The 12,764-nt window shown below is 57.1% G+C and carries 11 protein-coding genes; 2 read left to right on the forward strand and 9 right to left on the reverse strand.

Annotated elements, in window-relative coordinates; translation table 11 throughout:
• Nucleotides 1–94: 94 nt before the first annotated feature.
• Together yedA and MUN80_RS02895 are read left to right on the forward strand one after the other, a co-directional pair.
• Nucleotides 95–1,024, forward strand: a complete 930-nt coding sequence (gene yedA / locus MUN80_RS02890; RefSeq protein WP_244719387.1) for a drug/metabolite exporter YedA — start codon at nucleotides 95–97, stop codon at nucleotides 1,022–1,024.
• Nucleotides 1,025–1,199: 175 nt separating this feature from the next.
• Nucleotides 1,200–1,589, forward strand: coding sequence for a group III truncated hemoglobin (locus tag MUN80_RS02895; protein ID WP_244719390.1), 390 nt, complete (start codon nucleotides 1,200–1,202; stop codon nucleotides 1,587–1,589).
• A 190-nt stretch (nucleotides 1,590–1,779) separates the two neighbouring features.
• Here the strand turns inward: MUN80_RS02895 and MUN80_RS02900 are convergent, their stop codons facing one another.
• The 9 genes from MUN80_RS02900 to MUN80_RS02940 form a co-directional block, all read right to left on the reverse strand.
• On the reverse strand, nucleotides 1,780–2,181 hold the full coding sequence (locus MUN80_RS02900; RefSeq protein WP_244719392.1) for a hypothetical protein: 402 nt from the start codon (nucleotides 2,179–2,181) through the stop codon (nucleotides 1,780–1,782).
• A gap of 80 nt (nucleotides 2,182–2,261) precedes the next feature.
• Complete coding sequence (locus tag MUN80_RS02905; protein ID WP_244719395.1) at nucleotides 2,262–2,945, reverse strand: carboxypeptidase-like regulatory domain-containing protein; 684 nt, start codon at nucleotides 2,943–2,945, stop codon at nucleotides 2,262–2,264.
• 91 nt (nucleotides 2,946–3,036) lie between these two features.
• Nucleotides 3,037–3,483 (reverse strand): hypothetical protein, encoded by a 447-nt coding sequence (locus MUN80_RS02910; RefSeq protein WP_244719398.1) that lies wholly within the window; start codon nucleotides 3,481–3,483, stop codon nucleotides 3,037–3,039.
• Between the two features lie 128 nt (nucleotides 3,484–3,611).
• Nucleotides 3,612–3,992 (reverse strand): hypothetical protein, encoded by a 381-nt coding sequence (locus tag MUN80_RS02915; protein ID WP_244719401.1) that lies wholly within the window; start codon nucleotides 3,990–3,992, stop codon nucleotides 3,612–3,614.
• A 551-nt stretch (nucleotides 3,993–4,543) separates the two neighbouring features.
• Nucleotides 4,544–5,269, reverse strand: coding sequence for a Crp/Fnr family transcriptional regulator (locus MUN80_RS02920; RefSeq protein WP_244719404.1), 726 nt, complete (start codon nucleotides 5,267–5,269; stop codon nucleotides 4,544–4,546).
• Between the two features lie 236 nt (nucleotides 5,270–5,505).
• Nucleotides 5,506–6,321, reverse strand: a complete 816-nt coding sequence (gene proC, locus MUN80_RS02925; RefSeq protein ID WP_244719407.1) for a pyrroline-5-carboxylate reductase — start codon at nucleotides 6,319–6,321, stop codon at nucleotides 5,506–5,508.
• Between the two features lie 136 nt (nucleotides 6,322–6,457).
• Nucleotides 6,458–8,146: a 2-oxoglutarate dehydrogenase complex dihydrolipoyllysine-residue succinyltransferase gene (gene odhB, locus MUN80_RS02930; protein ID WP_244719410.1), complete on the reverse strand. Its 1,689-nt coding sequence runs from the start codon at nucleotides 8,144–8,146 to the stop codon at nucleotides 6,458–6,460.
• A gap of 145 nt (nucleotides 8,147–8,291) precedes the next feature.
• Nucleotides 8,292–11,141 (reverse strand): 2-oxoglutarate dehydrogenase E1 component, encoded by a 2,850-nt coding sequence (locus tag MUN80_RS02935; protein WP_244719413.1) that lies wholly within the window; start codon nucleotides 11,139–11,141, stop codon nucleotides 8,292–8,294.
• 205 nt (nucleotides 11,142–11,346) lie between these two features.
• Nucleotides 11,347–12,534, reverse strand: coding sequence for an SMP-30/gluconolactonase/LRE family protein (locus tag MUN80_RS02940; protein WP_244719416.1), 1,188 nt, complete (start codon nucleotides 12,532–12,534; stop codon nucleotides 11,347–11,349).
• Between the last annotated feature and the right edge of the window lie 230 nt (nucleotides 12,535–12,764).

The raw sequence follows: 12,764 nt of genomic DNA on the forward strand, positions 1-12,764 counted from the left end.
CCGGCGCCGGAGAAGCCAAAGGTAGCGGGCCGCATGTTTCGGGTGGCCTAGTGGCGGAGTTTGCCGTAGGTTTACAGCCTCAAGCCCGATATTCATGTCTGCTTCTGCTACCCCTGCTCCTTCCCGCGCCGCCATCCTGGGCGCCTTTGCCATTGTTTATATCATTTGGGGCTCTACCTACCTGGGCATCCGCTTCGCCATTGACAGCATGCCGCCCCTGCTCATGGCCGGCTCGCGCTACCTGTTGGCGGGCCTGCTTCTCTACACCTTCATGCGGCTGCGGGGCGAAGCGGCGCCTACCCGGCAGGGCTGGGCCACGGCCGTTATTATCGGCATCTGCCTGCTCACCTTCGGCAACGGCGGCGTGACGCTGGGCGAGCAGTACATTCCCTCGGGCATGACCTCGTTGCTAGTTGCCACGGTGCCCATGTTTCTGGCCTTGCTGGGCTGGCTGAGCGGGGTGGCCGCCCGCCCTACGGCCCGCGTAGCCCTGGGCCTGGTACTGGGCTTGGTAGGCGTATACCTGCTGGCCCGCACGCCCGGAGCCAGCCACGTCGCCTTGCCCGGCCACGAAGCTATTGGTATTACCCTAGTGCTGGTAGCAGCGCTGGTCTGGGCCATTGGCTCGTTGTATTCCAAGAAAAAGCAGGCGGCCTCCTCCCCTTTCCTGGCCGGCGGCATGCAAATGATTTGCGGCGGCCTGACTATGGTAATTCTGGGCTTGGTGCGCGGCGAAGCCACCGACTTCGAACTAGCTGCTGTGACTACCAAGTCGTGGATGGCCTATATCTACCTGGTGACGTTTGGCTCCATCGTGGCGTTTTCGGCCTATATCTGGCTGCTGCGGGCCGTGGAGCCGGCGCTGGCGGGCACCTATGCCTTCGTCAATCCGGTGGTGGCCGTGCTACTGGGCTGGGCCTTTGCTGGCGAGCAGCTCACCACTGGCATGCTCGGCGGAGCCGCGCTAATCGTGGCAGCTGTGGTTATGGTAGTATTGGGTGGTCGTCAAAAAGCCCGTTCGTAAAAATAGTTGGGCTGGTCGAAAGCTGGGCTAAAACGCTTTGGCAGGGTGTGCAAACGTTTTTTCATACCCTTATTCCTATTTTATATTATAAATATGCATATAAATAGAGCGAATGTGGTGTAACCTGCGTAAATTCGCTACGTATTTGGTACACCAACTCGTTAAGACGCCGCTCATGAAAACATCTGCTACTCTCCCCGACATCCGTACCGAAGGCGACATCAAGACTTTGGTTGACACGCTGTGTTCCAAAGCCACCAATGACACCTTGTTAGGAGCACGTTTTGGAGCGGCGGCCCGTATTCACTGGCCCCATTACCTCACCACCCAATACCGCTACTGGAGCAGCACCCTGCTGGGCAAAGGTACCCAGGAAGGTGAGCCCCTGCCCGAGCAACTGGCCCTGCCCACTAGCGGCCCCCATATAGAACACTGGGTAAAGCTCTTCTCTTCTGCCGTGGAAGAGTGCTTCGCTGGCTCTAAAGCCGAAGAAGCCAAAAAGCTGGCCCGCCAGATGGCCACCCGCCTCAGCCTGAGCCGCTCCCGCGAGCTGCCCGTCGACTAACTCACCCTTTCTTTCCTCTCCCACCCAACCTTTTTCTGCCAATCTGTTCTGGTTCCCTCCTTTCCCCACCCATCCCAAACCGTAGTACTCCACACGCTGCCGGTTTAATCCCAAAAAGAAACCCGTACTGGACAGCAGTACGGGTTTCTTTTTGGGCATTGTGTGGCAAGGGTAGCCCACGGTAGCTTCACTATTCCAGCTCCTCCATGCTGTGGCGAAGCGCCTCGCGGGCCAGGCCCAGATTGGTGTCCTGAGCGTTGGCTACCAAATAAATGAACTGACTTCCGTCAGCAGAAAGCTTGATCAGGTGCAGCTGAGTACTTAAGCTAATCAGAATGTCGTCGATGGTTTCCCCGGTTAGCTGCAGGGCCGACATAGCCTTCTGCTTCTGCCGTACGACTTCGGCATTATAAGCGGCGGCCGTTGCCGGATTAAGCTGATCCGTAGTCGAATGCTGGGCCAGGGTGACACCCGATTCAGTTTGCACCACTGCCGCAGCCAGCAAGCCCGGCAAGGCCTGCACCAGACCCTGGATAACTTTGTTGGCCCTCGGCGCTACCTGGTCGAACGCTGCTGCTTTCTGGGCTGCCAAGACATGTTTACGGTAGGTTCTTGCTTTCACTTAAAGCGTAATTATTTCGGCATAGAAACCTCACAACCGGGTTTCTACGCTTACAATGACCACCAGCGCCGCGCCTTTTTCAGGGCTTTCTGCTCGGCTTTGTCGCGGGGCAGCAACGTCACGTTCTGGGTGCTGCTGCTGGTTACCTTCACTTCGTCGTTGGTGTAGCCACCGTAGCCGTACACGAGCGTGTTTTGGCCAATGGGCACCCGCATGGAGTAAGAGCCGTCGGCGTTGGTACTCACGCCCCGGAAAGTACCCTTCTGCAATACCGTGGCCCCTACCAGAGGCTTACCGTTCTCGTCCAGAATCCGGCCGCGTACGGTCATGGTGAGCAGGGCGCTGGAGGCTTCGGCGGCTTCGGCAGCGGCCGGCAGCACTACTATGTTTTCCTCCAGGGGCGTATTGGGTAGGTTGGTGCCGGCAAATACGGCGCCGCCGAGCAGGGCACCAGCCACGACCATAGCCGTAGCCCGCTGCCGGAAACGCTGGGGCTCGGTCCGGATCAGCTCAAATTGCCGCTGCACCCAGCCCACGGGGCGCACCTGCTCACCCTGCTGCTTCATCTCGTAGAAGCGGTGCAGGGCCGCGTCGGCGCTGTGGCCGTTGGTTTTCAGATAGGCATCGACGGCCCGGGTGTGGGCGTGGGCCAGGTCGCCGCGCAGGTAAGCATCCCGGTACACGGGCAGCAGCTCACCGGTCTGCGGATTAAAGGGAGAAGCAGTTAGTTTCATACGTAAGGGAGTATAAAGGGGTAAAGGAGGAAATCCGACCGGTGACGCACCTACGGTCATCACTAGGTAAAGTCTGGCTTTTGGCACTGCTCTACTTCCCTTCCACACAGGCACGCATCACCGCCCGGGCCAGGGCCAGGTTCGTGTCGTGACAGTCAACCACCACGTAGAGTAGCCGCTGGCCGTCGGGCAAGAGCCGCAGCAGGTGTAGCTGCCCGCGCAGCGTAATCAGAATGTCTTCAATCTGCTCGTCGGCCAGCTGCAGAGCCCGCAGGAGCTGGTGGGTTTGCCTGACCACCTCCGCATTGTAGCCGCACACCTTGCCCAGATTAAAGTCGCGGGAGGTGGAGTACGACGCCAGGGCTTGCCCGGAAGCCAGGTGCACCACGGCCCCGATGAGCAGCTCCGGCAAATCAGCCAGCAGCTGCTGTAGAATGGCTTCGGCGGCCCCTCGCTCCGGCCCGGCCCCATTCGCAATAACCTTGTGGGTAGCTCCGGCTCCGGCAAACGGCAAGCGGCTAAAAAAATCAATCTTCATGGCAGCATCCGCACCTTCCTAAAGTCAACACGGGTCCGGCGTGCAGCCCCGCAAAGCCTTTCCCAGGTTCTGGTTCGTAGCCAGCAGCCTGGGAAAGGCCCGTACTCTGGTCATTGCCTGTAGTCGCCCTAGTTCAGCGTTGCTACGTGCGTGCGCAGCACTTCGCGGGCAATAGCCAGGTTGGTGTCGCGCGAATTCACGACCAGATAAATAAACTTGTTGCCGCTGTCGGTCAGCTTGAGCAGGTGAAACTGGTTGCTGAGCGAAATCAGGATGTCCTCGATTTTCTCGCCGGTCAGCTTCAGGGCCGACATGGCCTTCTGCTTCTGCTTCACAACTTCCGTGTTGTAAGCGGCAGCCGTGTCCGGGTTGAGGGCAGGGGAATTAGAGTGCGAAGCCAAGCTCATACCCGAACCGGCATCGACTACCGCTACGGCTACCAGACTGGGCAGATCCGAGATGATACCTTGCACTACTTTACCGGCGGGGGAATTCTCTGAGTAAGCCATTTGTGTGATTTGTAAGGGAGTATGAAGAGAAGTTGAAAAACTGAGTTGGGGTCACTACTACCAGGCTCGTCCTGGGCTGATACTAATGGGCTGGGTAAGAGAATCCGATTTGCCTAGAGCGGCCGAAACCCAGACCATACCCTGTGTTCTGATATTCTATAGGATTGGCTTATTTGGATAAATAATCGAGTATCAATTCAACATCTACCAAGTTTGCATCATGGATATATCCAAAACATATCCTAATCCTACAACTCAAATTTCCGGGGATTTATCTGGCAAAAAAATGAGCTAGCTCATTTTCATTATTGATCCTTATCACAAATTATCAACCTAAACAGCTACTCAACTGCTCATTAGGGTATACCCATTGAATTCCCTGTCTTACTTACCAGGCTCTATAATCAACTTAGCGAAACGGAATACTACTGGAAATTATTCAATTATATAATATATTGTATTTATACAATAAGAACACAATTACACAGCACTACCCCTTCCCTGAAGTAGCTTCCAGGTAGCTGTATTGTCCGTCAATTGTAGGGGCTCGATTACGCGTATTGCGTACTAATTTCAACCAGCTTTTCCGACTTCAGAATCGTGATGCTGCTGCCCTTAGCCGCAATAATGCCGTCTTCCTTAAGCTCCGACAGCAGCCGACTAGCCGTTTCCTTGGCTGTGCCCACCAATGAAGCCAGATCCTCGCGGGAAATGGCCATGCTAAAGTCGGTTTTGTCAGGCTCCTGATACGTTTCCTGAAGTAGCAGCAAAGCATCAGCCAGCCGCTCGCGCACGGGCTTATAGGCCATGTTCAGCACCCGCTCATCCGATGAATTCAGGGCCTGCGACAGTTGCTTCAGCAAGGAGCCGGCAAACTGAACGTTGGTCTGGGCCAGAGCCAGCACGTCCTGCCGGGGCAGCAGGCACACCATGCAGTCGTCGAGGGCGACGGCCGAGGTACGGTAGTTGGTTTCGCCCCAGAGCGCACAGATACCGATTAGGTCGCCGCCCTTGGCGAGGCGAATAATCTGCTCCTTGCCATCGCCACCAATCTTGGTGATTTTGACTTTGCCCTGATACAGACAGTGCAGCCCTTGGCAAAGTCCGCCCTCGGCATAAATCACTTGCCCCTTGCTATATACCTGGCTGGTCTTGCCCGACGAGAGCAGCCCTAACTGCTCGATTTGGCAGGCTCCTAGCGCGCCGCGGGTAGCCTGCGGGCAGGAAGTACAGGTCGGGGCCTCAAAGCTTTTAATGGTCTGTAAAAGATGTTTCATAGCTCAATGGGGCAGTTTGTGGATAGCAGCGGTTCTATAAAGCTATACAAACCAACTCAATAAAATATTCTGTTTTTGCACCTCCAGTTTGCAAAAACAATCATTCTAACAATGAAAACGCCATTTCCCATATTGAGAAATGGCGTTTTATATAACTTTTCCATCGATTAGCTCCGCAGCAGGCCAGCTCGGCATTACCCGTTTCCCAATCCGGGAAACAAACTTTTTTTCCGCTGCTACTCGTCCTTGTAGAGTTTGCCCGCTTTATCGGCCGACAACCGGATGCCTTTAATCATAGCCGAGCTGAAGCCGTGGTGCTCCATTTCGTTGAGCCCGGCAATAGTGCAGCCCTTGGGTGACGTTACCTTGTCAATTTCCTGCTCGGGGTGAGAAGCCAGCTGCAGCAGCAGATCGGCGGCCCCCTTAGCAGTTTGGGCAGCCATTCGAAGCGCATCGTGGGCGTGGAAGCCAATTTCGGTACCGCCCTGCGAAGCCGCCCGAATGGCCCGCAGGAAAAATGCTACTCCGCAGGCACAGAGGGCCGTAGCGGAGGTCATCAGCTCCTCGTTGATGCGTACTGTCATGCCCACGGTATCAAACAGCTTCTCGACTAAAGCCAGGTCATCGTCGAGTTCCTGGTCACTGGCAATGCAGGTCATGGACTGCCCGATACCGATGGCCGTGTTGGGCATGGCCCGCACGACGCGCAGGGCGGCTCCGGCCTGATTGCGGATATCCTGGCAGCTGACCCCGGAAATCACCGAAATCAGTAGGTGCTTGTCGGGGTTAAAGGCGCTTTTGATGCTATCCAGCAGCTTGTTTAGCTGCTGGGGCAACACGGCCAGCACCACGATGTCAGCCTGCTCCACGGCGGCTAGGTTGTCGGCCGTAGTTTGAAAGCCCGCCTGCGCCAGTGGGGCCAGGGCCGCCACGTTGCGCCGGGTCAGGGTTATGGCTTCGGGTGCCGACATACCGGCTTTTACCAAACCTTTGGCTAGTGAAATTCCAATGTTGCCACTGCCCAGAATGGCAATCTTCGTTGTGTTTTCCATACTATCTGCGGGTTAGCTGCCAGCTGGGCAGCGGTGTAAACTAGCTGATTTTGTTCAGGTTGCTGCGGTAAGGGCACAAAAAAAGGGCGGCTCCAGTATCTGGGCCGCCCTTTTGCAAGGTGGTAGCTGCTACCAATTACACGCCCAGCAGCAGGCGCGTCGGGTCCTCAAGCAGCTCTTTCACGCGCACCAGGAACGACACCGACTCGCGGCCGTCGATGATGCGGTGGTCGTAGCTCAAAGCCAAATACATCATGGGCCGGATCACCACCTGACCGTTTTCGGCCACGGGGCGCTGAATGATGTTGTGCATACCCAGAATAGCCGACTGCGGCGCGTTGATAATTGGCGTACTCATCATTGAGCCGAAAATACCGCCGTTGGTTATCGTGAACGTGCCACCGGTCATCTGTTCAATGGTGAGCTTGTTGTCGCGGGCCAGGCCGGCGAGGCGCACCACTTCCTTCTCAATGCCTTCAAACGAAAGTTCCTCGGCGTTACGAATCACGGGCACCACCAGGCCCTTCGGGGCCGATACGGCGATGCTGATGTCGCAGAAGTCGTTGTAAACGATGCTGTCCCCATCGATTTGGGCGTTCACGGCCGGCCACTCTTTCAGGGCTACGCACACAGCCTTGGTGAAGAACGACATGAAGCCCAGGCCCACGCCGTTTTTCTCCTTGAACTTGTCCTTGAACTTGTTGCGCATGTCCATGATGGGCTGCATGTTCACCTCGTTGAAAGTGGTGAGCATGGCCGTTTCGTTTTTCACCGACACCAGGCGACGAGCCACCGTTTTGCGCAGGTTGCTCATCCGCTCCTTGCGCTGATTGCGGTTGCCGCTGGCAGCGGGAGCCGCCGCTGGAGCAGCTGGTTTGGCGGCCGGGGCCGCTGCTGGGGCGGCTGCCGGAGCTGGGGCCGCCGGACGAGCCTGGGCGTTCAGGGCATCTTCCTTAGTGATACGACCATCCCGACCCGAGCCTTGCACATCGGCAGCCGAAATGCCTTTCTCACCGAGAATCTTGCCGGCTGCTGGAGAAGGCGTACCGGTAGCATAGCTGTTGGCGCTAGCTGAAGCCGGTGCCGTAGCGGCTGGAGCAGCTTGCGAAGCAGCGGGAGCAGCGGCCGGGGCTGGAGTTGCACTAGCTGCACCGTTACCGCCCTCGATGCGGGCTATAGTAGCACCGATGCCGATGGTTTCGCCTTCCTTCACGGCGTGGCGCAGGGTGCCGGCACCTTCGGCGGGCAACTCAAACGTCGCCTTGTCCGACTCCAGCTCAGCAATAACCTCGTCGCGCTGCACCTGGGCGCCGTCGGGCTTGAGCCACTTCGCTACAGTTACTTCCGTGATGGATTCACCCACGGCCGGAATCTTCATTTCCACGGTAGCACCGCCACCAGCAGCCGGAGCTGCGGCAGGCGTAGCCGCCGTTGGAGTATCAGCCGAGCCGGCCTGGGAACCGCCATAGCCCGACTGGTTGCTGGCTTGGGGGTTTTGCTCACCCTGCGTTACCGGGTCAGCAGCGGGAGCGGCTGGGGCCGCAGCCGGAGCGGCAGCCTGGGGCTGAGCAGCGGGAGACGCTCCGGCACCGTCACCATCGATGCTGGCAATGGTGGTTCCGATACCGATGGTTTCGCCTTCAGCCACCTTAATTTTGAGGACACCGTCGGTTTCGGCGGGCAACTCAAACGTAGCTTTATCGGACTCCAGCTCGGCAATTACTTCGTCGCGCTTTACCGTGTCGCCGTCTTGCTTCAGCCATTTGGCAATCGTCACTTCGGTAATGGATTCGCCGACGGCGGGTATTTTAATTTCCAGACCCATGGGAAGGGAGTTAGAAGAGTTTCAAGTGAAATTAAAGCACGAAGCACTGACTTCGCGCCGCGCAGAACCACTGAGGCTCTACGAACGGAACCGGCGAACCGGCCTTTCCGCAAGCTAAGCAGAGCAGCCGGTTCGCGGTGTACCGCTAGTCAGTTTTTTGGGCGTTGGCCGCCGTTTCCTTGATGGTGTCGTCGGCAACGGCCTCCTTGGGCTTGTCGAAGGCGCGACCTACGAGGTCTTTCTGCTCCTTCACGTGCACCTTGTTGTAACCGGTAGCAGGCGAAGCCGAAGGCTTGCGGGCAATAACGTCTTCCAGCTCGCGGCGCATAAAGCGCAGCAGGTAGTTCCAATAGCCCATGTTCTCGGGCTCTTCCTGTACCCAGTAGAGCTTGGCTTTGGGGTACTTGGCCAGCTCAGCGTCGAGCTGCTTTTTGGGGAAGGGGTGCAGCTGCTCCAGGCGCACGATGGCGACATCAGTACGGTTAGAAGTGCGCTGTTCTTCCAGCAAATCGAAGTAGACTTTGCCCGAGCACAGCAGCACGCGCTTCACCTTCTTGGCGTCGGCATACACGTCGCCGAGCACCTCGCGGAACGAGCCGCTGGTGAACTCCTCCACCGGCGACACGCACAGCGGGTGGCGCAGCATCGACTTGGGCGACATCACCACCAGGGGCTTGCGGAAGCTCCAGGTCAGCTGCCGGCGCAGGGCGTGGAAGAAGTTGGCCGGCGTGGTCATGTTGACTACGATGATGTTGTTCTCGGCCGCCAGCTGCAGGAACCGCTCGGGGCGGGCGTTGGAGTGCTCCGGGCCCTGGCCTTCGTAGCCGTGGGGCAGTTGCAGCACCACGCCGTTCATGCGCTGCCACTTGCTTTCCGACGACACGATGAACTGGTCAATCATGGTCTGGGCACCGTTGGCGAAGTCGCCGAACTGGGCTTCCCAGATAACCAGGGCCGTGGGGTTAGCCATGGCGTAGCCGAACTCAAAGCCCAGCACCGCATACTCACTCAAGAGCGAGTTGTAGATACTCAGCTTTTCCTGGCCTTCTCCGATATAGTTCAGCGAGTTGTAGGGGGCCGAAGTCTCGGCGTCGTGCAATACGGCGTGGCGGTGCGAGAAGGTGCCGCGCTGCACGTCCTGCCCGCTGACGCGCACAATGTGCTTTTCGCTCAAGAGTGAGCCGTAGGCCAGCAATTCGCCGGCGGCCCAGTTGAGCACGCGGGTGTCGAAGAACATCTTCTTGCGCTCCTCAATCAGCTTTTCAATCTGCTTCAAGGGGCGGAAGCCTTCGGGCAGCGTGGTCAGAGCCTTGCCGACCTTCTGCACGATTTCCTCGCTAATACCGGTTTCGGGTGACTGCTCGAAGTCCTCGGGCTTGGAGCGCCGCAGGCTGCGCCACTCGTTTTCCAGAGCCTGATAATTGTAAGGCAAGGGCTTCTGCTTTACCATGTCGAGGCGGGCCTGCAGGGTGTCGCGGAACTCCTTGTCCATCTGGGCCGCCAGTTGCGCATCTACGTCGCCGCGCTGCACCAGCGTCGCGTTATAGACTTCGCGCGGGTTCTGGTGCTTGCTGATGATGTTGTAGAGTGTGGGCTGGGTGAACTTGGGCTCATCCGACTCGTTGTGGCCGTGACGACGGTAGCACACCATATCGATGAAGATATCAGCGTGAAACTGCTGGCGGTACTCGGTGGCCAGGCGCACGGCAAACACCACGGCCTCGGGGTCGTCGCCATTCACGTGCAACACCGGCGCGTCGATAATTTTGGCCAGATCGGTGCTGTAGATAGAAGAGCGGGCGTCTTCGAAGTCGGTGGTAAAACCCACTTGGTTGTTAATCACGAAGTGAATCGTGCCGCCGGTCTTGTAGCCTTCCAGCTGCGACATCTGCGTCACTTCGTAACCAATGCCTTGGCCAGCCAAAGCTGCGTCGCCGTGGATGAGGATGGGCAGAATCTGGTGGTAGTCGCCACCGTACTGGTGCTCAATCTTGGCCCGCACGAAGCCTTCCACTACGGGGTTTACCGCTTCGAGGTGAGACGGGTTGGGGGCCAACTTCAGATTCACCTTGCGGCCACCTTCGGTGTCGACTTCCGACGAGTAGCCCATGTGGTACTTTACGTCGCCGTCGCCCATGGTCAAATCCGGTACGGCCGTGCCCTCGAATTCCGAGAAGATCTGCTCGTAGGTTTTGCCCATGATGTTGGCCAGCACGTTGAGTCGGCCGCGGTGGGCCATGCCAATCATGACCTCATTCACGCCCAGCTCCGACGCCTTATTAATGATGGCATCGAGAGCAGGAATCGTGGTTTCGCCGCCTTCCAGGGAGAAGCGCTTCTGGCCCAGGAATTTGGTATGCAGGAAGTTCTCGAAAACCACGGCTTCGTTGAGCTTCTTCAGGATGCGCTTCTTGTACTCTACGCCGGGGTTGAAGGCCAACGAGTCTTTCTCGACCTTGGCCCGGAACCAGTCTAGAATCTGGGGGTCGCGGATGTACATATACTCGAAGCCAATGCTGCGGGTATAAATCTTCTCCAGGGCGGCAATAATGTCGCGCAGCTTGGCACCGGTGCCGAGGCCCAGCACTTCGCCGGTCTTGAACGTGGTGTCCAGGTCAGCTTCGCTCAAGCCGAAATCGGCAATATCGAGACGGGCTTTGCGGTCTTTGCGCTCCCGCACCGGGTTGGTTTTGGCGCGCAGGTGGCCGCGGCTGCGGTAGGCGTGAATCAGGTTGCTGACCTGGGTCTCCTTGTCGGCCGCTACCGTATCCACGGCCCGAATCTGGCCGGCACCGTCGGTCGAGGCCGAGGTGCTCAGCACCCCGGAGCCTGCGGGCTGGGCTTCGCCATCAGCGGGGTATTGCTGGGAGAAATCGAAGCCTTCAAAGAATTTGCGCCAGCCAAAGTCTACCGACTCGGGGTCGGCCTGATACGCTTTGTAAAGCTGGTCGATGTAGTCGCCATGGGCGTTGGCGATATAAGAGTAAGCGTCCATGCGGGTAGGAGCTAAGTGAAGTGGCGTAAATGTATTACGCTTCACAGTAAGGCAAAAACCTAAATTCGGTTACACAAATATGCCTGTATTTCACAAGCTTATTTTTCGCAACGCCTCATTTAGAATATTGGTGCCAGCCAATCTATTCAAAATAAAGCGCAAAGCTTTCCGCTATTACTGGAAAGCTTTGCGCTTCAGACGGTTATTATTTTGGCAGAGCCATTTTAAAAATCCGGTAGGGCTGATCCTGCTTGCCGACTCCTTTATTCCAGGTGGGCGTTTTATGAATAGCGGAAGCCGTGACGTACATCGTGCCATCGGCGGTGAAGGCAAACGTATCCGGCCACTCAAGCCGCGGGTCCTGCACTACAACTTCGATTTTACCCGCTGGCGTCCGGCGTTTGATAGAATGATCCTCAAAAGTGGTCATGTACAGATTATTGGCAGCATCGATTTCCATTCCGTCGCAGGCCGGCACCTGACCTAAATCTTCGATCTGCTGGGCTAACTGCGCATCGGTCAAAGCAGCATTGCGCAGAACTTCGGTCTTGATGCGGTAGAGCTTGTAGCTGGTCAGCGGCTTCCAGTAGAGGTACTGCGCATCCTGGCTCAGGGCAATTCCGTCGGCGTTGAAGCGGGCCCGTTTGCCAGTGGCATCAATCATTTCGTGGCCGTCGGCTTTGATATTGAGCGTCGTGTCGCCCATCATAGAGGGATGCATAGCCAACAGTTTACGCGCCTTGCCCGATTTTAAATCAACCACCACCAGACTGCCAACCCCCGACTCGGTGACGTAGGCGTAGTTGTTCTGGGTGTCGATGCGCACGTCGTTGAGGTAGGACTTGCGTGAGGCCACGCTTTCGGGGATGCTGATATTTTGCACCACCTTATTCGTCTTGGGGTCAATCTTAACCAGCTTCGGCCCACCAGGCACTGTGGCTTTCAAACCGGGCGAGGCGGGGTCGAGAACCCAGAGCATACCGGTTTTGTCGGCGTGGACGCTCTGGGGGCAAATCCAGTGTTTCTGGGGCTCGTTGCGGGTCGTTTCGTTCCACAGGCACCAGTTGGCATCCGGATAAGGCTTCACGGAGCCGTCCGTCCCGATTTCAGCAATGGGTGCTACGGGATTGTCGTCCCAACGCGGGAAGTCGCCAAACACGCGGCCATCGGGCAGCACAGCGACACCTACAATCTGGGGCTCCCGAAACTCGGCTACTACCTGCAGGGGAGAGTTGGCCGGAGTGGCCACCGTACCAGTTGCCGTCGAATCGGTAGCAGTAGCGTTGGTTGAGCTACCGTCGGATGCGCTGGGGGAAGAACAACTGGCAGCTAAGGTAGCCAGTAAGAGCGTACAGCTCCAAGGCCGCAGTGTGCGGTACGAAAAAGTGGACATAAAAAAGAATTCTAGGGTTTTGGTAAGGAATAAGAGCAGCCTAATCGGCTTAAGAACTGAACTATTACTTACGACTGGCTGCCTCCGGGGTTTATCTTCTGGCAGGTCAGGATTGGTACTTTTTGCAGTGCAGCTTGCTTAAGCGCTTATCTTTTATTTGTTTTACAATACTATTTATTACTTTAGTCTATATTCATACCCCATTTGCTGAGCTTATTCTCTCAAGCGGC

Origin of the sequence: Hymenobacter cellulosivorans, assembly GCF_022919135.1 — a bacterium.
Lineage (GTDB): Bacteria > Bacteroidota > Bacteroidia > Cytophagales > Hymenobacteraceae > Hymenobacter > Hymenobacter cellulosivorans.